This is a genomic window from Tsukamurella ocularis, assembly GCF_965138335.1.
In the GTDB taxonomy this organism is placed as follows: Bacteria; Actinomycetota; Actinomycetes; order Mycobacteriales; family Mycobacteriaceae; genus Tsukamurella; species Tsukamurella ocularis_A.
This window is the reverse complement of sequence record NZ_CBCSDV010000013.1, coordinates 35,825-54,429: the sequence shown is the minus strand read 5'-3', so window position 1 is coordinate 54,429 and position 18,605 is coordinate 35,825. Positions and strand designations below refer to the sequence as shown.

Below are 18,605 nucleotides of genomic sequence, written 5' to 3'. Positions count from 1 at the left end.
GGGCGGAATCCTGCCACGGGCGTAGCCTCGTCGGTGTGTGGAACACCTGGCTGACGCGCACCCTGGACATCGACCTGCCGATCCTCGGCGCCCCCATGGGCGGTCGCGCCGGCGGTGAGCTCGCCGGGCAGGTGACGGCCGCCGGCGGGCTGGGCATGGTCGGCGCCGCCCGGTACGCCACGCCCGAGTGGATCGATGAGCAACTGCGCGTGATCCGCGCTGCGGCGGGCGCGGGCGCTCCGCTCGCGTTCGGGCTGCAGACCTGGTCGCTCGCGGACAGCCCCGAGCTGCTGGACTCCGTGCTCGCCGCGCGGCCGAAGCTGGTCTCGCTGTCGTTCGGTGACCCCGCGCCGTTCGTGCAGCGGGTCAAGGACGCCGGGGCAGTGGTGATCTCGCAGATCAACTCCGTCGAGGATCTCCGGGAGGTCGAGGCCGCGGGCGTCGACGCCGTGGTCGCACAGGGCGGCGAAGCGGGCGGGCACACCGGGCGGGTCGCGACCCTGCCGCTCCTGCAGGAAGTGCTCCGCGCCACCGACCTCCCCGTGCTCGCGGCGGGCGGTATCGGCACCGGCGCAGGCCTGGCAGCCGTGCTGGCCGCCGGCGCGCAGGGAGCGCTCATCGGCACCGCCCTGCTCGCCTCGCCCGAGACCGTCGGGCCCGATTACGCGATCCCGGCTTTGCTCAAGGCCCGCAGCGCCGACACCGTCTACACCGACGTCTTCGACAAGGCGCGGCACCAGCCCTGGCCCACGCGCTGGTTCGGTCGCGCGCTCACCAACGACTTCACCGACCGCTGGCACGACGGCGACGGTGCCGAGGCGTCCTCCGGCACGGAGGAGGCGGTCAGCGCCGCCTACGACGGTGCGCTGCCCGAGGTGGGCGTCGTCTACGCGGGGCAGGCCGCGGGCCTCGTCGACGAGGTGCGCCCCGCCCGCGAGGTGGTCGCGTCCATCGCCGCCGACGCCGAGGCCCGGCTGCGCGCCGTCGCCGGACTGCTCGACTGAGGCGGAGCCACGGCGGCTGCTCCCGCGCATCGGTCTCCGACCTGGGATTCGATCCCGGTGTCGGTGGCGGGAGGTACGTTCGTCTGCGTGAACGTCGACGCCGCTGCTGCCTCCCGGATCGCACCCCTCCTCTCGGAGGTGCGTGCCTGATGGCCGGCCTCGTCGCACCGAAGATCTCACCCCTGCGCCTCGGCGACCTCGAGGAGGGGAACACCGACGAGCTGATGCCGGGCGACACCGAGGATCGCCGTCGCTTCGCGGGCCCCACCGTCCAAGGGCGCGACCTCAGTGGGATCACGTTCAGTGAGTGCGAGCTGGCGGGCTGGGAGGTCCGCGATGCGCTATTCACCGAATCGGCGTTCCTCGAGACACGGATCAGCGCGCTGTTCGCCACGGGCTTCCGGGCCACGCGCTCGACCCTCCGGCAGGTCGAGGTCGACGATGCCCGCATCGGCGCCGTCGAGCTCATGGACGCCAAGCTGCGCTCCGTCGTCTTCACCGACGTCCGGCTCGGCTTCGTCAACCTGCGTGGCGCCGGGCTCACCGACGTGGTCTTCCGCGGATGCGTGCTCGACGGCGTCGACGCCGCCGACGCGACGCTCAACCGGGTGGCCTTCGAGGACTGCACCGCGGGCGAGCTCGACGTCACACGGGCGAATCTGCAGCACGTGGACCTGCGCGGCCTGCAGTTGGAGCGGATCCGCGGGCTCGAAGGCATCGCCGGCGCCACCATGTCGCACCTGCAGGTGGTCGGCCTCGCGGAGGTCTTCGCCGCGCACCTGGGCGTCAACGTCACCGACTGACGGGCGCGCGAGCGCTACAGCGCCATCGCTGCGTTCGCCATGCCGCCGGTGACGACGGTGCAGAGCACGACCAGGCCGATGCCCACGAGGGGCCAGTAGAACCAGTACCGCTGTCGGCGCGCCTGGACGACGCTACCGATGAAGGCGCCGACCACGATGGCGGCGATACCCGCCCACTGCAGGAGGATCGCGGCGCCGGCGGCGTCCGAGGCGGCGCAGGGGCCGGGCGGGCACCCGTCGGCCGCCATCGCGTAGAAGCCGGCGAACATCGCCGCGACGTACGCGGTGCCCAGGAACAGGATCCACAACACGACACCTGCGGCGGTGTCCGCGGCCGAGGACCGCTTCGTCCGCGGCGCGGGCTCGGTGGTGACCAGGGTGGGGAGGGCTATCGGATCGCTCATGGAATCAGCATCGCCGGGTCGCGGGCGCGCGTGATCCGTGGAACTACTCAGTGCCGACCCGTAGTCTCCCCGCTTCCGTCGTGAGGTCCGTTCGGAAGGGCGGTAGGTTCGAAACGTGACCATCGACGCCGTTCTCGCCCCCAGCACCCTGCCCTTCGCCCTGCCGGATTTCGCCGCGTTCGCGGACGCGGACTTCGAGGCGGCGTTCGCCGAGGGCTTCGCCCGGCACCGTCGGGACATCGCGGCGATCGCCGAGAATCCCGAGCCCGCCACGTTCGCGAACACCGTGGAGGCGATGGAGCGCGCCGGGCAGGACCTGGGGCGCGTCGCGGCGGTCTTCTTCTCGCTGACCTCCACCGACCGCACCGACGCACTGGAGGCCGCACAGGCGGCGATCTCGCCGCGGTGGTCGGCGCACTTCGATGCGATCCTGATGGACGCCGCGCTGTTCGCCCGCATCGACGAGCTCCACTCCCGACGGGCCGAGCTCGACCTCGACGCCGAGCAGCAGCGCCTCCTCGAGCGCTATCACCTGCGGTTCACCCGGGCCGGCGCCGGGCTGGACGCCGCCGCGCAGGAACGGCTTCGGGCGATCAACACCGAACTCGCCGAGGTCACCACCGAGTTCTCCCGTCGTACCCTGGCCGAGACCAACGTCTCGGCCGTCCATTTCGCGACCGAGGCCGAGCTCGACGGCCTGGACGCGGATGCGGTGGCGGCCGCCCGTGCAGCGGCCGAGGCCGCGGGTCGCGAGGGATTCCTTCTCGCGCTGGGATACCCGCTCAATCAGCCGAGCCTCGCACGGCTGACGGACCGGGAATCGCGCCGCAAGGTCTTCGAGGCGTCGTCGGAGCGGAACACGCGCGGCGGCGAGAACGACACCCGCGAGCTGATCGCCCGCGTCGCAGCCCTGCGCGCCGAGCGGGCCGCGATCTTCGGGTACCCGCACCACGCGGCGTACCAGATCGCCGACCAGACCGCCGGTACGGCGGAGGCGGCCCTCGCGATGCTGCGGGACCTCGCCGTCCCGGCCGCGCGGAACGCCGCCGCCGAGCGCGCCGAGCTGGAAGAGATCGCCGGGCATGCGATCGAGGCCTGGGACTGGCCGTTCTACGCCCGCCTCGCCGAGCAGCGCGCGCAAGCGGGGGAGAGCGGCGCAGAGGGGCCGCGGCTCAGCGACTTCCTCGCGCTCGACACGGTCATCGAGAAGGGCGTGTTCGAGGCCGCGTCCCGCATGTACGGGCTCGGCTTCACCGAGCGCACCGACCTCATTCTGCACCACCCGGACGCGCGGGCGTGGCAGGTCACGGGGCCCGACGGCACGCCGCTCGGTCTGTTCATCGGCGACTACTTCGCGCGCCCGAGCAAGCGCGGCGGCGCGTGGATGACGAGCTTCGTCGACCAGTCCCGCCTCCTCGACGCGCGGCCCGTGATCATCAACGTCTGCAACTTCGTCCGGCCGCCCGCCGGGCGGCCCGCGCTGCTCACCCGTGACGAGGTGACCACCGTCTTCCACGAGTTCGGGCACGCGCTGCACGGCCTGCTCTCGGACGTGACGTACCCGTACTTCTCGGGAACGAGCGTCCCGCGCGACTTCGTGGAGTTCCCCTCGCAGTTCAACGAGATGTTCGCTGCGTGGCCGACGATCCTGGACGGCTACGCCCGGCACCACGAGACGGGCGAACCGCTGCCGGCGGGACTGCGGCGGTCGGTGCTCGAACCCGGCACGCGCGGTGAGGGATTCGGCACCGTCGAATACCTGGCGGCAGCCGTGATCGACCTGGCCTGGCACACGATCGAGCCCGGCACCGTCGTCGCCGATGTGGACGCCTTCGAGACCGCGGCGCTCGCCGAGGTGGGCCTCGACGTACCGGGGGTGCCGCCGCGGTACCGCGGGCCGTTCTTCAACCACATCTTCTCGGGCGGCTACAGCGCCGGGTACTACAGCTACATCTGGTCGGAGGTGCTCGACGCCGACGCCTCCGCGTGGTTCACCGCACACGACGGCCCGACGCGCGAGAACGGCGAGAAGCTGCGTGCGGCTGTGCTCTCCCGCGGCGGGAGCGTCGACGCCTCGCAGGCGTACCGCGACTTCCGCGGCGCCGACCCGGACATCACCCCGCTGCTGGAACGTCGCGGCCTGACGGCGTAGCGGCACGATGTTCCGACTCCCGGAGGTGCCGGTGTCGTCGGGCCTGACGAGTCGTTCGATATACGTGGTGTAATCGCAAATGTGAGCGTAGAATGAGGTCATGGCCATTCCGTCGGCGCTGCGCGATCTACCTGGGGATTTGATTCCACGGGGACTCGCCGCTGCCGGTGTTGAGGAGTGCGCGGTGGCTCGGATTCTGTTCGAACAAAGGTGTGATGAGAATCTGGCGTTCTGTCGCACCATGACGAGCGTCTATGCGCTGCACCGGGTGATGTACGCGGACGGTGAGGCGGAGTACCTGGCGCAGCCGGGTGGCTACGAAGAGGCGGTGCAGGCCAGGCGTCGGCTCTCCGCTGCGGCCGAAGCTTTGGAAGCGCAGGTCTCCACGTTGCTGCGCATAGGCTCGGCAGCGGCAGCACATGCGATCGAGAAGGCCGTGGGCTTCGTCGAGCGCATCCCGAAGGTGTTCGCGCTCATCAGTGAGGGTGTGATCTCGCCGAAGGCCGGCGAGGTCGCATTGACGCGCTCGCGCGTGCTCACCGCGGAACAGGTCCGGGTCTTCGACGGGCGTCTCGCGGAGCGCCTGACCGAGCAGTACGAGGTACTCGCGATCCCCGCCCTGCGCGAGGCGGCCGACCTTCTGGTTGATCAGATCGATCCCGAGGCCGTGGAGCGGCGCCGTCGGGCGGCCGAGCAGGACCGCCGGGTCACGTTCCGCCCCGAGGAGGACGGGATGGCGGCCGCGTTCGCGCTGCTGCCGGCGCACGACACCGCTGAACTGTCGACGCGGGTGGACCACATCGCGGGCACCGTGTGCGCGGAGGATCCGCGGACGCTGCCGCAACGGTACGCGGATGGCTTGATGCAGCTCACCCGCGGGTACTCGACGCTCGGGTGTCGTTGCGAGGCATCGGAATGCAAGTACCGCGAAGCCCGCTACCAGGGTGAACCGGACGCCGACGGCGTGATCACCCGGTTCATCACGATGATCAACGTGGTGGTCAATGAAAAGGATCTCGCCGAGCCGGCGGAAGGCACGGAGCGAGTTGCGGAGTCCGAATCGGTCGGCAAGGCACTGGAAGGCGGACCTGCGGGGTTCGGGTACCTGGTGGGCCACGGGCCGATCACAGGGGCGCACGCGCGCGAACTCGCCGCCCGCAAGGATGCGAAGATCCGCCCGTTCGGGCAGCGGATCTCGGACACCGTGGCCGAGGCCGCCACGCAAGAGGTGGCCGGAGCGGCGCAGTGTTCGGCAGAGGCGGAGTCAGAGGCCGAGCCAGAGACAGGGGGCGAGTCAGAGGCAGGNNACGGGGCGTCGCNGGGGTCGCGGGNCATCGCGTTCGCATGCGCATTCGCCGAGATCATCGCCCACCTCGAGGGGCACACCGGGCCAGGGGAAGGCTTCGGCGGCACGAGCTCCGACGACCCGCAGCCCGATGATTCCGGACCCGATGATTCCGGCCCGGCCGGCTCCGGTCTCGGCGATGGTGACCCGCCGCCCGCCGGCGGACCGCCGCCGCACGCGGGGCCGGGCGGGCTTCCGTCGCCGAGTGGCCGCTCGTTATCGGATGTCGGTCCGCCGGACGCGCACGTCGTCGATTCTTCGCGCGTGAGCGGCAGGCGCCGCCCGGCCGGTGCACTGGTCACGGCACGCGGTAGCGCCGGGTACCGCCCCTCTGCGGACCTGCGCCGGTACCTGAGGTTGGTGTTCCCGCGGTGCGTGTTCCCGTTCTGCAACCGTCCGGCGTCGAGGGCGCAGATCGACCATCGCCGCGAGTACGACCATCGCGCGCCCGAGCTGGGTGGCATGACGACGGCGGAGCAGATGCAGCCACTGTGCGTCGCCCACCATCAGCTGAAGACCGCGGGGGATTGGATCGTCGCGCGACTGTCCGACGGTCGGATCCTGTGGACCTCGCCGGACGGCAGGCGCTACATCGTCGACCCGCACGGCGTCGTGCTGGAGCTCTTTCCGGATCTCGCTCGCGTCGAGTGGATCGTCCCCGAGCGGGCGCCGTCGCCCGAGGTCGCGCCCGCGCCATGCGGACGGACGCGTCTGCAGCGCGAGCACGCCCGCCGGGAGAGGCTGCGCCGCCGGAACATCGCCGCGATGGAAGCGGAGCGCGAGCGGGAGGACGAACCGTCGAGTGAGGTCGACGACGGTCTCGCGGCCGTGCTCGGAGTCCCGCGACCGGCGCGTCGCGCTCCCTCGTTCGAGCCTCCACCGCCCTACTGACCGGCCGGGAAGACCGATCGCAACGGGCACCCACTCACATGCCGGCGTGACAGCCGTTCTCGCGGCGTCAGGAAACGATCACGCCGCGCGGGTCGGTGCGGCTCTCCCGGTCGGCGACGGCGCGATGGATGTCCCGGGCGCGGAAGTCCAGGCCGTTCCGGTCGCTCGTCAGCCAGACGAGGAAGACGACGAATGCGATCAATGCCAGCACGCTGAGCATCTCGACCTCCTTGGTTCGTGGAAATCACTTCTGATAGTGATGAACCATCAAGCTATCACCGTGATTCCGGCCGATCGAGGTGACGCTGAGCACGTCAGCGGCGAAAGCGCAGCGTGACGAGCTGGAAGGGGCGCAGCGTGATTCGCATCTCACCGGCGGGCTCGGGATCGGCCTGCGGTCGCTCCAGCAGGTCCGTGCGGACCACGGACTCGTGCTCGAAGTCGGCGCGCACCGTCGTATGAACCCGGGTGCCGCGGGATTCGTAGAGGCGCACGACCACGTCGCCGGAGCCGTCCTCGGCCAGCTTGACCGCCTCCACGACGACGCCCGGATGATCGACGGAGACCAGCGGGGCCACCGCCGCGGCCGCGCCGGCCACGCTGCGCGGTGCGAGATTGCGGCGGTAGCCCTCCTCGACGGCGTCGCCGATCGTCGCGTTCGGCCGGACCGCGACGGCGAGACGGTGCCGGCCCTGGTCGGTGTCGGGATCGGGGTAGCGGGGAGCCCGGAGCAGTGACAGGCGCACGACCGTGCCGGAATCGCCCGTGCGGCGGGTGATGTCGTGGCCGTAGGTGGAGTCGTTCGCGACGGCGACGCCGTAGTCGGGCTCGCCGACGTGCACCCAGCGGTGCGCGCAGATCTCGAACTTCGCCGCGTCCCAGGAGGTGTTCGCGTGTGTCGGCCGGAAGACGTGACCGAACTGCGTCTCCGCGGCACTGCGGTCGGCGTGGACGTCGAACGGGAAGGCGAGCTTGAGCAGCTTCTGCCGCTCGTGCCAGTCGATGTCGCTCTCGATGTCGAGAGCCGGGGAGTCCGCGCGCAGGGAGATCCGCTGCGTGATCGTCGAGTCTCCGAAGGCGCGGCGCACGACCACGGCGTCGCCGTCGACAGCGACCGATTCCACGTCGACGAGGTCCGTGACGTCGCGGCGGTAGAACGAGTCGATGTCCCACGCCTCCCAGTGGTTCGGGATGTCGCGGTGCAGCTGCAGGAGGTTGCCGGGCGCCGCCATCGCTTCCCGGCCGGTCGCGGCGTCGACGAGCGAGACGAGCAGGCCGCGGCCGTCGATGAGCGCGGAGATCACGCCGTTGTCCAGTCGGAAACCCGGGCCCTCGGCGGTCGGGGCCACGGGAACCGCTGCGTCGACCACCGCCGCGCCCAGGGCGGGCACCCCGTCGCGGGCGTGCGGTGCGGCGTTGAACACCAGTCGGCGCTCGCCCGCATCGGCGGCCTGCGGAGTCCCGGAGTCGTTGCCCGGCAGCGCTTCCAGTGCCGCGGCGATGATCCGCTCCAGTCGCTTCGCCACCGCGGCGTAGTTCCGTTCCGCGTCCCTGTGCACCCACGCGATGGAGCTGCCGGGAAGGATGTCGTGGAACTGCTGGAGCAGCACGAGGTGCCAGATCTCCTCGAGTTCCTCGGCGGGGTAAGCGAACCCGGTGCGCACCGCGGCCGTCGCCGCCCACAGCTCGGCCTCGCGCAGCAGGTGCTCGCTGCGACGGTTGCCCTGCTTGGTGTTCGCCTGCGAGGTGTACGTGCCGCGATGGAACTCCAGGTACATCTCGCCCACCCACCGCGCCGGGTGGGGCAGCTCCGCGGCGGCGGCGTCGAAGAACTCGGCGGGCGAGGCGATCTCGACGGTCGGGGAGCCCTCCAGCGAGGCCGTCCGCGCCGCGGCCGCGAGCATCTCCCGGGTCGGCCCGCCGCCACCGTCGCCCCAGCCGAACGGGACGAGCGAACGCGTGCCCGCGCCCTGCTCCCGGTAGTTCTTCTGCGCCCGTGCGAGATCCGCACCGGAGAGGTCCGAGTTGTACGTGTCGACGGGCGGGAAGTGCGTGAACAGCGCGGTGCCGTCGATGCCCTCCCAGAGGAAGGTCGAGTGCGGCATCCGGTTGGTCTGGTTCCACGAGAGCTTCTGCGTGAGGAAGTACTGCGAGCCCGCGGCGGCGACGATCTGCGGCATCGCGGCGGAGTAGCCGAAGGAATCGGGCAGCCAGGCCTCCGGCGGGTCGATCCCGAACTCGTGCAGGAAGAACCGCTTGCCCGCGACGAACTGGCGGGCCATCGCCTCGCCGCCGGGCATGTTCGTGTCGGCCTCGACCCACATGCCGCCCACCGGGACGAACTGTCCGGTCGCGACCTTGTCCTTGATCCGCCCGAACAGGTCCGGGTACCTGTCGCGCACCCACGCGAACTGCTGCGCGGACGAACAGGCGAAGCGGAACGAAGGATCGCGGTCCATGAGGTCCACGACGTTCGCGAAGGTGCGCGCGCACTTGCGGGCGGTCTCGCGCACGGGCCACAGCCAGGCGGAATCGATGTGCGCGTGGCCCACCGCCGTGATCCGATGCGCCGATCCGTACGCGGGGGAGGCCAGCGCGGGCGCGAGCGCCTCCCGCCCCGCCGCGGCGGTACCGGCCACGTCGTGCGGATCCATCGCATCGAGCATCCGCTCCAGCGCGCGGAGCACCTCGTGTCGCCGCGGCAGGTCGAAGGGCAGCTCGTGCATGAGGCCGTTCAGCGTCCAGATGTCCTGCTGCAGCTCCCACACCGTCACGTCCCGCACTGCGAGGTCGATCGTGCCGAGGCGGTACAGCGGACCGTCGCCCGCGGTCTCCCGATCACCCAGGTACGTGGGAGAGACGAAGTCGCCGCCCAGATCGGGGTTCGCGGCGGCCTCGATGTACAGATCCACGGTCTCGCCGGGGGCCAGCGGGACGTAGGCGTTGAACGGCGAGATCCCCTTCACGACGGTGCCGTCCGCCCGGTACACGAGCCCCTCGGCGTTGAAGCCGGGGCCGCCCGTGAAGCCGAGCTCCACGCGGAGCTCGAGGGCACCGTCGACCTCCGTCCAGTCCGCCGGCGGCGCCCCGGTCACGTGGAGCCACAGCGTGGACCACGGCGCGCCCCACGGTGTGCCGGGCGTGATGGGCGTGAACTCCTGCGCTACCGCCTCGGCGAAGGGCACGGGCTCGCCCGGCGCCGCCCACGCCGTGACGGTGACCGGGGCGGAGTGCGAGTACACCGCCCCGTTCAGGAACTCCCGGGTGAACCTGTCAAGCCGCTCTTCGGTCAGCCGCCGGTCGTCGTGCATGACTGCACGCTACTTCCGTCAGGGCGTGTGATGTGCGGGAAGGAACGCGGACGCGTCGTGCCCCGCCTCCTCGGCCCGGATCACGTGCACTACGGCGTTGATGAGCGCCAGGTGGGTGAAGGCCTGCGGGAAGTTCCCCAGGTGCTTGCCCGATTTCGGGTCGATCTCCTCCGCGTACAACTTGAGCGGCGACGAGTACGCCAGCAGCCGCTCGCACAGCGCCCGCGCGCGGGTGACTTCGCCGATCTCGACCAGCGCCGAGACCAGCCAGAACGAGCAGATGGTGAACGTGCCCTCCTCGCCGTGCAGGCCGTCGTCGGTCTCCTCCACGCGGTAGCGCAGCACGAGCCCGTCCTCCGTGAGCTCGTCGGCGATCGCGAGTACCGTCGCCCGCACGCGCGCGTCGTCCGACGGCAGGAATCGCAGGAGTGGCACCAGCAGGAGCGAGGCGTCGAGCGCGGGCGCGCCGTAGCGCTGGGTGAACACGCCGCGGTCGTCGACGCCGTGCTCGAGGATGTCGGCCTTGATCACCTCGGCCTTCTCCGCCCACTCGCGGGCGTAGTCGTTCTCGCCGTGCATGGCCGCGAGCTTCGCGCCGCGGTCCAGCGCGACCCAGCACATGACCTTCGAGCTGGTGAAGTGCTGCGGCTCGCCGCGCACCTCCCAGATGCCGCGATCGGGCTCGCGCCAGTGCTTGAGCGCCTCCTCGACCTGCTCCTTGAGCACCGGCCACAGGGTCTCGGGGATCCGCTCGGACGACTTGGTGTTCAGGTACACCGAGTCCAGCATCGTGCCCCAGATGTCGTGCTGCCGCTGGTCGAACGCCCCGTTGCCGATGCGGACCGGCCGCGCACCGTCGTACCCGGAGAGGTGACCGAGTTCCTCCTCGAGGAGCGTGCGCTCCCCGCCGACCCCGTACATGACCTGCAGCGGGTGCCGCTCGCCGTTGTTGGCACCGGAGACGTCGGCGATGAAGGAGAAGAAGTCCTCGGCCTCCCGGTCGAGGCCCAGCGTGTAGAGGCCCCACAGCGCGAACGTCGAATCGCGCACCCAGGCGTACCGGTAGTCCCAGTTGCGCTCGCCGCCCGGCGTCTCCGGGAGCGACGTGGTGGAGGCGGCGAGCAACGCGCCCGTGGGGGAGTAGGTCAGGCCCTTGAGCGTGAGCGCCGAGCGTTGCAGGTAGGTGCGCCACGGGTGATCGGGGAACTGGCCGCGGTTGATCCACTGGCGCCAGGACTCGGCGGTGGCCCACATCTTCTGCGTGGCCTCGGGATAGGTCTGCGGCACGGGGTGCTTGCTCCACGACAGGGCGACGAAGACCTCGTCGCCCTCCTTGAGCCGGGTGTGCGCGCGGGCCTCCCGGCCCTCCAATCCCAGCCGCATGTTCGTCGTGAGCTTGAGCTCCGGGTTCATGCCGAAGTCGGTGCGCGCCCGCGCGACCGCCTCGCCGTAGCCGTCGGCCGAGTAGGTCCACTCGGCGCCGGCCCGGTGGTAGTCGAACGCGGGCTCGCAGTTGAGCTGCAGTTCGACGGTGCCGGAGACGCACCGGGCCGTGCGGAGCAGGATGTGCTCGGCGTCCCAGTCCGTCGGGGTCCGACGGTGCGTGCGCGACCGGGTGCGCGTGTCGTGCCACGGGCCCATCACGAGGGCGTCGCGCACGATGAGCCAGCCCGTCGAGGTCTGCCACGTGGTCTCGAGCATCAGGCTGCCGGGCAGGTACCGCCGGTCGACCGGGACCTTCACGCCGTACGGCCCGAGCCGGAAGGAGCCGGCGCCGCGATCGAGGATCGCGCCGAAGACGCTGGGGGAATCGGGCCGGGGGATGCACATCCACTCGACGCTGCCGTCCCGCGCGACCAGGCACGTGTTCTCGCAGTCCGAGAGGAAGGCGTAGTCGTGGATGGGCGGGAAGACGGCGTCGCCGATCGACGGGGCGTCGGTGACGAGCGCGTCGAGGCCGAGCACATCCGGGCCGGACGCGTCGGAGCCGGATGCGGCGGGGCCGGATGCGGCGGGGCCGGATGCGGCGGGGCCGGGAGCTTCGAGGGTCGGGCCGTCGTTCTTCGCTGCCATGCACACCATGATGAGGCACGGCGGTGGGTTCGCGCACGGCGGTCGCTAGGCTGGTCGGGTGCATGCGATCGCGCAGTGGTGGGACTCGGTGGAGCTGTGGCTCACGGGTCTGCCCTACGTACTGCAGGTCAGCCTGGTGATGGTTGTACTCGCAGTGATCGCAATGCTGGTGGTGCGCGTCCTGAGCGCTCTCATCGATCGCGTCGCCGACGCGCTGGACGCTCGCCTCGAGCGGTCCGGTCGCGCGGACGTCGCAGGTCAGCGTGCCGGAGAAGGGAATGACGAGAGTGTCTGAGACAGGCCGCGGATGGCGGGCGCTGGTGCCCAAGTCGAAGGTGACGCTCGCGCTGATCGCGCTGCTGGTGCTCCTCGTGGTCGCGTGGGCCCTGCTGCGCTGATCGCGCTTCGTAGGATTCTCGCCTGACCGAAGTCCCGAGGAGAACGGCGAGACGTGATCCGACCCAGCCTCCGCGGCCGTGCTGTGAGCATCGTCGCGGTCGCCCTGACCGTGCTGCTCGCAGCATGCGGCGGCGGTTCCACCGATGACCCGCACGGCGTCGACATCTCCAGTGGCGACCAGCGCGTGAACCTGGTCGCCTTCGCGGCGCCCAAGCCCGCCTTCGACGTGGCCATTCCGCTGTTCCGGGAGAGCAACCCGGACGTGGGTTTCTCGCAGTCCTACGGCGCCTCGGGCGACCAGTCCCGCAAGGTCGCCCGCCACGTGCCGGCCGACGTGGTGAACATGTCCGTGGCGCCGGACGTGACCCGCATCGTCAAGGCCGGGCTCATCGACAAGGACTGGGAGAAGGCGTTCCCGCGGCGGTCCGTGCCCTTCACCTCCCTCGTCGCCGTCGTGGTCCGGCCCGGCAACCCCAAGGGCATCCACGACTGGGCGGACCTGCTCAAGCCCGGCGTCGAGGTGGTCACCCCGAATCCGGCGAGCTCCGGCTCGGCCAAGTGGAATCTGCTCGCGCCCTACGCGGCGCTGTCGAACGGCGGCCAGGAACCCGAGAAGGGCCTGGCCTTCGTCAAGGAGCTCATCCGCGAGCACACGACGGTGAGCCCCGGCTCCGGCCGCGACGCCACCTCCGCCTTCGAATCCGGGCAGGGCGACGTGCTGCTCAGCTACGAGAGCGAGGCCGTGCTGCTGCAGCGGCAGAGCGAGAAGGACGGCAAGCCCAGGCCCGAGTACTTCATCCCGCCGCAGTCGTTCCGGATCGACTTGCCCGTGGCCGTCGTGAACACCGCGCAGTCACCCGAGGCGGCGCAGCGCTTCGTCGGTTTCCTGTTTTCGCCGGCGGCGCAGCGCGCCATTCCGCGGTCGGGCTTCCGGGCGGGCGATCCGGCGATCGCCGCCGAGACGGCGCACCTGTTCTCCGCGCAGCCGCAGAAGCTGTGGACCGTCGACGAGCTCGGCGCCGTGCTCGGCAGGGGCACCGGCGCGAAGAACAACGGCAAGGACCTCACCGGCTGGCCGGCCGTCGACGCCGCGCTGTTCGGCGACAAGGGCGCGATCGCCACGGCCTACAAGAACGGCGGCAAGTGATGCGGCGCCTCGTCAACCCGCTGCGCATCGGCGTCGCGTGGCTGTGGATCTCGCTGATCGTGCTGCTGCCGATCGCCGCGATCACGACCAAGGCCTTCGACCACGGCTGGTCGGGCTTCTGGGACGCGCTCACGGCCAAGAACGCCGTCTCCACGCTGGTCATCACCGTGTGGGTCTCGCTGCTCGTGACGCTGATCAACGTGGTGATGGGGACCGTCATCGCCTGGGTGCTGGTGCGCGACGACTTCCCCGGCAAGGGCGTCGTCAACGCGCTCATCGACCTGCCCTTCGCGCTGCCGACGATCGTCGCCTCGATCGTGCTGCTCTCGCTGTACGGTCCGGACAGCCCCGTCGGGCTGACACTGAACGCGAGCCAGCCGGCCATCGTCATCGCGCTGGCCTTCGTGACCCTGCCCTTCGTGGTGCGGCAGGTGCAGCCGGTGCTCATCGAGCTCGACCGGGAGGTGGAGGAGGCCGCGGCCTCGCTCGGCGCGCCCAACCGGGTGATCGTCGCGAAGATCGTGATCCCCACGCTGCTGCCCGCCATCCTCTCCGGCGCCGGCCTCGCCTTCACCCGCGCGATCGGCGAGTTCGGCTCCGTCGTCCTCGTCGGCGGCAACATCCCCGGCGAGACCCAGGTCGCCTCGCAGTACATCCAGCAGCAGCTGGAGGTCGACAACCAGGTGGCCGCGTCCGCGGTGTCCGTGGCGCTGCTCGCCATCGCGTTCGTGCTGCTGGCGGTGATGCGGTTCGTCGGATCGCGGACGGCCAAGCGGGAGGAGAACGACTGATGACCGGACGCAGGACGACCCCGCGCGGTGGTCCCGGGGGACGCAGGGAGGAGAACAGCGAATGAATCTCTCCAGGAAGACGGTGCTGAGCCTCCGGTCGGTCGCGCTGCTGTACCTGCTGGTGCTGCTCGTGCTGCCCATCGGCGTGATTCTGTACCGCTCGTTCGAGCGCGGCTTCGGCGAGTTCTGGGCCTGGATCACCACCCCGGCTGCGATCTCCGCACTGCAGCTGTCGGTGCTCATCGTCGCCATCGTGGTGCCGCTCAACGTGATCTTCGGCGTGCTCGTCGCGCTGGCCCTGGCGCGCGGGAAGTTCCGCGGCAAGGCCGCGCTGCAGGCGGCCGTCGACCTGCCGTTCGCGGTCTCGCCGGTGGTCGTGGGCGTCGCGCTGATCATGCTGTGGGGCGTGGGCGGGTGGTTCGGCGGCATCGAGTCGCTGGGCTTCCGGATCATCTTCGGGTTGCCCGGCATGGTGCTGGCGACGACCTTCGTGACGCTGCCCTTCGTGGTGCGCGAGGTGGAGCCGGTGCTGCACGAGATCGGTCAGGACCAGGAGCAGGCCGCCGCGACCCTCGGCGCGAGCGCGCGGCAGACGTTCTGGCGGATCACCCTGCCCGCCATCCGCTGGGGCCTGACCTACGGCGTGGTGCTGACCATCGCCCGTGCGCTGGGCGAGTACGGCGCCGTGCTCATGGTCTCGTCCAACTTCCCCGGCATCTCGCAGACGCTCACCCTGCTGGTGAGCTCGCGCAACCACGACGACTACAACACCTTCGGGGCGTACGCCGCCGCGACGCTGCTCATGCTGCTGGCGCTCGTCGCGCTGGTGGTGATGTCCCTGCTCGAAGCGACCCGCAGGAGGAACCGCGATGACGATTAACGTGGTGGGAGCCAACAAGCGCTACGGCGACTTCGCGGCCCTCGATGACGTCTCCCTGGAGATCCCGGACGGCTCGCTGACCGCGCTGCTCGGGCCCTCGGGGTCCGGCAAGTCGACGCTGCTGCGCTCGATCGCCGGCCTCGACCGGCTCGACTCGGGCCTGGTCGAGATCAACGGCACCGACGTCACGCATGCGACGCCGCAGCAGCGCGACATCGGCTTCGTCTTCCAGCACTACGCGGCGTTCAAGCACATGACGGTGCGCGAGAACGTGGCGTTCGGCCTCAAGATCCGCAAGCGCCCCGCGGCGGAGGTCAAGGCCAAGGTCGACGACCTGCTCGAGGTCGTCGGGCTGACGGGGTTCCAGACCCGGTATCCGGCCCAGCTCTCCGGCGGGCAGCGCCAGCGGATGGCGCTCGCCCGCGCGCTGGCCGTCGACCCGCAGGTGCTGCTGCTCGACGAGCCCTTCGGGGCGCTGGACGCGAAGGTCCGCGAGGAGCTGCGGTCCTGGCTGCGCCGCCTGCACGACGAGGTGCACGTGACCACCGTGATCGTGACCCACGATCAGCAGGAGGCCCTAGACATCGCGGACCGCATCGCAGTGCTCAACAAGGGCCGGATCGAGCAGGTCGGCACACCGGCGGACGTCTACGACCGCCCCGAGACCGAGTTCGTCATGTCCTTCCTGGGCTCGGTGGCCAAGCTCAACGGCGTGCTGGTGCGCCCGCACGACATCCGCGTCGGCCGCACGCCGGAGCTCGCCCGCGCGGGCGGGCTCAGCTCCGAGGAGGCGGGCGTCCTCCGCGCCGAGGTCGAGCGCGTGGTCTACCTCGGCTTCGAGGTGCGTGTCGAGCTGACGAACGCGGCGACGGGGGAGCGCTTCCACGCGCAGATCACCCGCGGCGACGCCACCGCGCTGGACCTGTCGGAGGGCGACGTGGTGTACGTGCGCGCCACGCACGTCCCGGAGATCGCCGTTCCGAGGTAGCGTTCGCCGCAGCGCGGCTGATGTACGGTCGTGAACATGGCGGCGCGGCATGAAGAACCGCGGGAGTCGCGCGATCGCGATGCAGGGCTGCGGGCGCGGGACGTCGATCGAGCGTGGGTGATGGCCCGGCTCGACGAGGCGTTCGTGGACGGTCAGCTCTCCGCCGACGAACACCTCGATCGACTGGAGAGCGCCCGGACCGCGGTGCGGGTCCACGAGCTCGATCACGTGCTGCGCGATCTCCGGCTGCCGGCGGCTCCGACGGCGCGGCCGCGGGAGAGCCTGCGGCGTGCGCGGATCGTGGTCGGCCTGGCGATCGTCGTCGTGGTCGCGGCGATCGCCGCGGTGGGCGCGGCATGGCTCTCCACCGAGGCGACACCCGACGGTGCCGCACCCGACCGTGCCGCACCCGACCGTGCCGCACCCGGCGGTGCGGCCCCAGCGGTCGAGACCGAGGCGGATCGCCTCGTGGGTGGCCCGGTCTTCGCGGCCGCCGGCCTCGACGAGGTGGTGCGGGCGATCCGCGAGAAGTTCGGCACCACGGTGATCAAGGGCGTGCACTTCTATCGCGACAAGGCGGTGGCGAGCATTCCCGAGGCGGCCTCCCCGACGGGCTCGGCCTGGTACACCTACTCGCTCGGAGGCGCCTTCCATGAGCGCGAGGTGTACGGCGGCCTGTCGGTGTCGTCGGACCCGGATCTCCGCGTGGACGTGGCGAAGCTCGACACGCGTCGCCTCGCGGCGCTGATCGCCGGGGCGCCCGAGCGGCTGGGATTGACGACGGCGACGTTGTCGCCGAACGTGCCCTTCCGCGTCACCGTGGGCGGAGACGACGGCGGCCAGGTGTGGATGGGCGTGAACGATATCGGCATCGATTCGCACCTCGTCGCCGGGCTCGATGGCACGATCCACGGCGTGCACCGCTGCGGTTGGGGATGCTGATCCGGAAATCCGATTGTGCGCGTCGGTAATGTTGCCGGTATGACCGATTCGAGCGGTATCGACTTCCAGCGCGTCAGCAGTCGCGAGCAGCTCCTCGGGTTCCAGGAGTGCGCGACCATCGGCTTCCAGAGCCGCCTGCCCGACGCCGAGCAGTGGCTCGAAATGGTCTCCGCGCAGCTGGACTCGCTGGACTTCCGCGTCGCCGTCGACGGTGCACGGACCGTCGGGACCTTTCTCTCCTTCGACCAGGAGCTGACCGCCGTCGGCGGTGCGCGAGTGCCGGTCCGCGCGGTCTCAGCGGTGACGGTGCTGCCCACGCACCGCCGCCGCGGCATCCTCGGCCGGCACATGCGCGAGTGCCTGACCGCGGCCCGTGCCGACGGGGCCGCCGCGGCCACCCTCATCGCCGCCGAGCACGCGATCTACGGCCGGTACGGCTTCGGGCAGAGCACCGAGTCCACCGATCTCCGGATCGCGGTGGATCGCGGCCGACTGCCGCAGCCGACCGTCGACGAGGTGCGGTACGCCGGCGGCGAGGAGTACCTCTCCGCGTCGATCCGGATCCGCGAGCTGCTCGACGTGCCGGGCCGTGTGTCGAAGCTCGATGTCGAGATGCGCCGCGCGGCGGGGCTCGTCAGGGGCGGTGACCCCGACGAGACGCGGCGCGTGGTCCTACGCCGCTCCGGCGAGGTGGCGGGCGTGCTCGCCTACACGGTCGCGCCCAAGTGGACCGACAGTCGCCCCGACTCCACGCTCAAGGTCACCGAACTGCTCGGCGTCGATGCGGCCGCCGAGCGGGATCTCTGGTCGTTCGCCATGAGTATCGACTGGGTGCGGTGGGTGGAGGCCGTGCAGCGGCCGCTCGACGACATCGCGACGACCGTCCCGGCGGACCCGCGGACCGTGCAGCCGTCCAATCGCACCGACTTCCTGTGGATCCGGCCCTTCGACGTACCCGCCCTGTTCTCGGCGCGCACCTACGCCGCGCCGGGCCGGCTGGTGCTCGACGTGACCGATCCGGGGTACGACGGTGCCGGCCCCGGCCCGGCGCACGGGCGGTTCCTGATCTCCACCGACGGGGGAGCGGGCACCTGCGTTCCCACCGACGAGCCGGCGGATCTCGCGCTCGACGTCACCGACCTCGGCCGGCTGTGGCTCTCCGACGAGCCCGTCACCCGCCGCGTGGCCGTGGGGTCCGTCCGCGAGCTGACCGACGGTGCGGCGGCCCGCGCCGACCTCATGTTGTTCAGCCCGCGGCGCGCGTGGGCCGTCGAGATGTTCTGATGCGCGACCACTCGTGATCGAACGGCGGTGTGGGAGAGCGCCGACGGTTCGGAGTGGTACCGGATCGGGGAACTCCCCGAGGGCAGGTAGCGGCATACGCGGCACTCTCGGTTTCTGTCCATCCTGGACAGCGTGTCCGAACCGGTCAGAATCCGAGAGTCGACCGCAAGGCGAGCACACCGCGCCGACGA

At 71.0% G+C, this 18,605-nt stretch carries 14 protein-coding genes and 2 pseudogenes; 12 read left to right on the top strand and 4 right to left on the bottom strand.

From position 1 onward, the window contains the following. Positions 1-95 precede the first annotated feature (95 nt). Positions 96-1,004, top strand: coding sequence for an NAD(P)H-dependent flavin oxidoreductase (locus ACNAYW_RS13345; protein WP_415850237.1), 909 nt, complete (start codon positions 96-98; stop codon positions 1,002-1,004). A 149-nt stretch (positions 1,005-1,153) separates the two neighbouring features. Further along, the gene (locus ACNAYW_RS13340) at positions 1,154-1,807 is read left to right on the top strand and encodes a pentapeptide repeat-containing protein (RefSeq protein ID WP_415850177.1); all 654 of its coding nucleotides are present in this window, start codon (positions 1,154-1,156) and stop codon (positions 1,805-1,807) included. 14 nt (positions 1,808-1,821) lie between these two features. Here the strand turns inward: ACNAYW_RS13340 and ACNAYW_RS13335 are convergent, their stop codons facing one another. Then, positions 1,822-2,211, bottom strand: a complete 390-nt coding sequence (locus ACNAYW_RS13335; RefSeq protein ID WP_415850176.1) for a hypothetical protein — start codon at positions 2,209-2,211, stop codon at positions 1,822-1,824. Between the two features lie 115 nt (positions 2,212-2,326). Here ACNAYW_RS13335 and ACNAYW_RS13330 point away from each other — a divergent pair, with 115 nt between their 5' ends. From ACNAYW_RS13330 to ACNAYW_RS13320, 3 genes and pseudogenes are all read left to right on the top strand, one after another. Continuing rightward, positions 2,327-4,363 carry a M3 family metallopeptidase gene (locus ACNAYW_RS13330; RefSeq protein ID WP_415850175.1) on the top strand — a complete coding sequence of 679 codons (2,037 nt, stop codon included), beginning with the start codon at positions 2,327-2,329 and terminating at the stop codon, positions 4,361-4,363. A gap of 100 nt (positions 4,364-4,463) precedes the next feature. After that, positions 4,464-5,668, top strand: a pseudogene (locus ACNAYW_RS13325) (DUF222 domain-containing protein); the annotation flags it as partial. 304 nt (positions 5,669-5,972) lie between these two features. Next, entirely contained in the window at positions 5,973-6,599 is a 627-nt protein-coding gene (locus ACNAYW_RS13320) for an HNH endonuclease signature motif containing protein (protein ID WP_415850174.1), read from the top strand. A 67-nt stretch (positions 6,600-6,666) separates the two neighbouring features. On the opposite strand, the gene ACNAYW_RS13315 is transcribed toward ACNAYW_RS13320, so the two are convergent. The 3 genes and pseudogenes from ACNAYW_RS13315 to ACNAYW_RS13305 form a co-directional block, all read right to left on the bottom strand. Continuing rightward, positions 6,667-6,819, bottom strand: a complete 153-nt coding sequence (locus ACNAYW_RS13315; protein ID WP_415850173.1) for a hypothetical protein — start codon at positions 6,817-6,819, stop codon at positions 6,667-6,669. 94 nt (positions 6,820-6,913) lie between these two features. After that, complete coding sequence (locus ACNAYW_RS13310; RefSeq protein ID WP_415850172.1) at positions 6,914-9,910, bottom strand: alpha-mannosidase; 2,997 nt, start codon at positions 9,908-9,910, stop codon at positions 6,914-6,916. A gap of 18 nt (positions 9,911-9,928) precedes the next feature. Continuing rightward, positions 9,929-11,821 (bottom strand): annotated as a pseudogene (locus tag ACNAYW_RS13305) (glycoside hydrolase family 15 protein); the annotation flags it as partial. A gap of 220 nt (positions 11,822-12,041) precedes the next feature. Here ACNAYW_RS13305 and ACNAYW_RS13300 point away from each other — a divergent pair. From ACNAYW_RS13300 to ACNAYW_RS13270, 7 genes are all read left to right on the top strand, one after another. After that, positions 12,042-12,278 (top strand): hypothetical protein, encoded by a 237-nt coding sequence (locus ACNAYW_RS13300; RefSeq protein ID WP_126197010.1) that lies wholly within the window; start codon positions 12,042-12,044, stop codon positions 12,276-12,278. A 156-nt stretch (positions 12,279-12,434) separates the two neighbouring features. Beyond that, positions 12,435-13,529 carry a sulfate ABC transporter substrate-binding protein gene (locus ACNAYW_RS13295; protein ID WP_415850171.1) on the top strand — a complete coding sequence of 365 codons (1,095 nt, stop codon included), beginning with the start codon at positions 12,435-12,437 and terminating at the stop codon, positions 13,527-13,529. Then, the gene (cysT, locus tag ACNAYW_RS13290) at positions 13,529-14,320 is read left to right on the top strand and encodes a sulfate ABC transporter permease subunit CysT (protein ID WP_415850170.1); all 792 of its coding nucleotides are present in this window, start codon (positions 13,529-13,531) and stop codon (positions 14,318-14,320) included. The genes ACNAYW_RS13295 and cysT overlap by 1 nt, the downstream gene beginning before the upstream one ends. A 61-nt stretch (positions 14,321-14,381) precedes the next feature. Continuing rightward, positions 14,382-15,200 (top strand): sulfate ABC transporter permease subunit CysW, encoded by an 819-nt coding sequence (gene cysW / locus ACNAYW_RS13285; protein ID WP_415850169.1) that lies wholly within the window; start codon positions 14,382-14,384, stop codon positions 15,198-15,200. After that, a complete protein-coding gene (locus tag ACNAYW_RS13280; RefSeq protein ID WP_415850168.1) occupies positions 15,190-16,188 on the top strand; it encodes a sulfate/molybdate ABC transporter ATP-binding protein in 999 nt (332 codons plus the stop codon). The genes cysW and ACNAYW_RS13280 overlap by 11 nt, the downstream gene beginning before the upstream one ends. Positions 16,189-16,224: 36 nt before the next feature. Further along, positions 16,225-17,130, top strand: a complete 906-nt coding sequence (locus tag ACNAYW_RS13275; protein WP_415850167.1) for a DUF1707 SHOCT-like domain-containing protein — start codon at positions 16,225-16,227, stop codon at positions 17,128-17,130. Between the two features lie 39 nt (positions 17,131-17,169). Beyond that, the gene (locus ACNAYW_RS13270) at positions 17,170-18,414 is read left to right on the top strand and encodes a GNAT family N-acetyltransferase (RefSeq protein ID WP_415850166.1); all 1,245 of its coding nucleotides are present in this window, start codon (positions 17,170-17,172) and stop codon (positions 18,412-18,414) included. The last annotated feature ends 191 nt before the right edge of the window (positions 18,415-18,605 follow it).

What these genes read in the sequence shown, in the direction of transcription:
- ACNAYW_RS13345 (WP_415850237.1), top strand. Translation starts at nt 96, where the DNA reads ATGGGCGGTCGCGCCGGCGGTGAGCTCGCCGGGCAGGTGACGGCCGCC.
- ACNAYW_RS13315 (WP_415850173.1), bottom strand. Translation starts at nt 6,819, where the DNA reads ATGCTCAGCGTGCTGGCATTGATCGCATTCGTCGTCTTCCTCGTCTGG.
- ACNAYW_RS13280 (WP_415850168.1), top strand. Translation starts at nt 15,190, where the DNA reads ATGACGATTAACGTGGTGGGAGCCAACAAGCGCTACGGCGACTTCGCG.
- ACNAYW_RS13340 (WP_415850177.1), top strand. Translation starts at nt 1,154, where the DNA reads ATGGCCGGCCTCGTCGCACCGAAGATCTCACCCCTGCGCCTCGGCGAC.
- ACNAYW_RS13275 (WP_415850167.1), top strand. Translation starts at nt 16,225, where the DNA reads ATGGCGGCGCGGCATGAAGAACCGCGGGAGTCGCGCGATCGCGATGCA.
- ACNAYW_RS13270 (WP_415850166.1), top strand. Translation starts at nt 17,170, where the DNA reads ATGACCGATTCGAGCGGTATCGACTTCCAGCGCGTCAGCAGTCGCGAG.
- ACNAYW_RS13310 (WP_415850172.1), bottom strand. Translation starts at nt 9,910, where the DNA reads ATGCACGACGACCGGCGGCTGACCGAAGAGCGGCTTGACAGGTTCACC.
- cysW (WP_415850169.1), top strand. Translation starts at nt 14,382, where the DNA reads ATGAATCTCTCCAGGAAGACGGTGCTGAGCCTCCGGTCGGTCGCGCTG.
- ACNAYW_RS13335 (WP_415850176.1), bottom strand. Translation starts at nt 2,211, where the DNA reads ATGAGCGATCCGATAGCCCTCCCCACCCTGGTCACCACCGAGCCCGCG.
- cysT (WP_415850170.1), top strand. Translation starts at nt 13,529, where the DNA reads ATGCGGCGCCTCGTCAACCCGCTGCGCATCGGCGTCGCGTGGCTGTGG.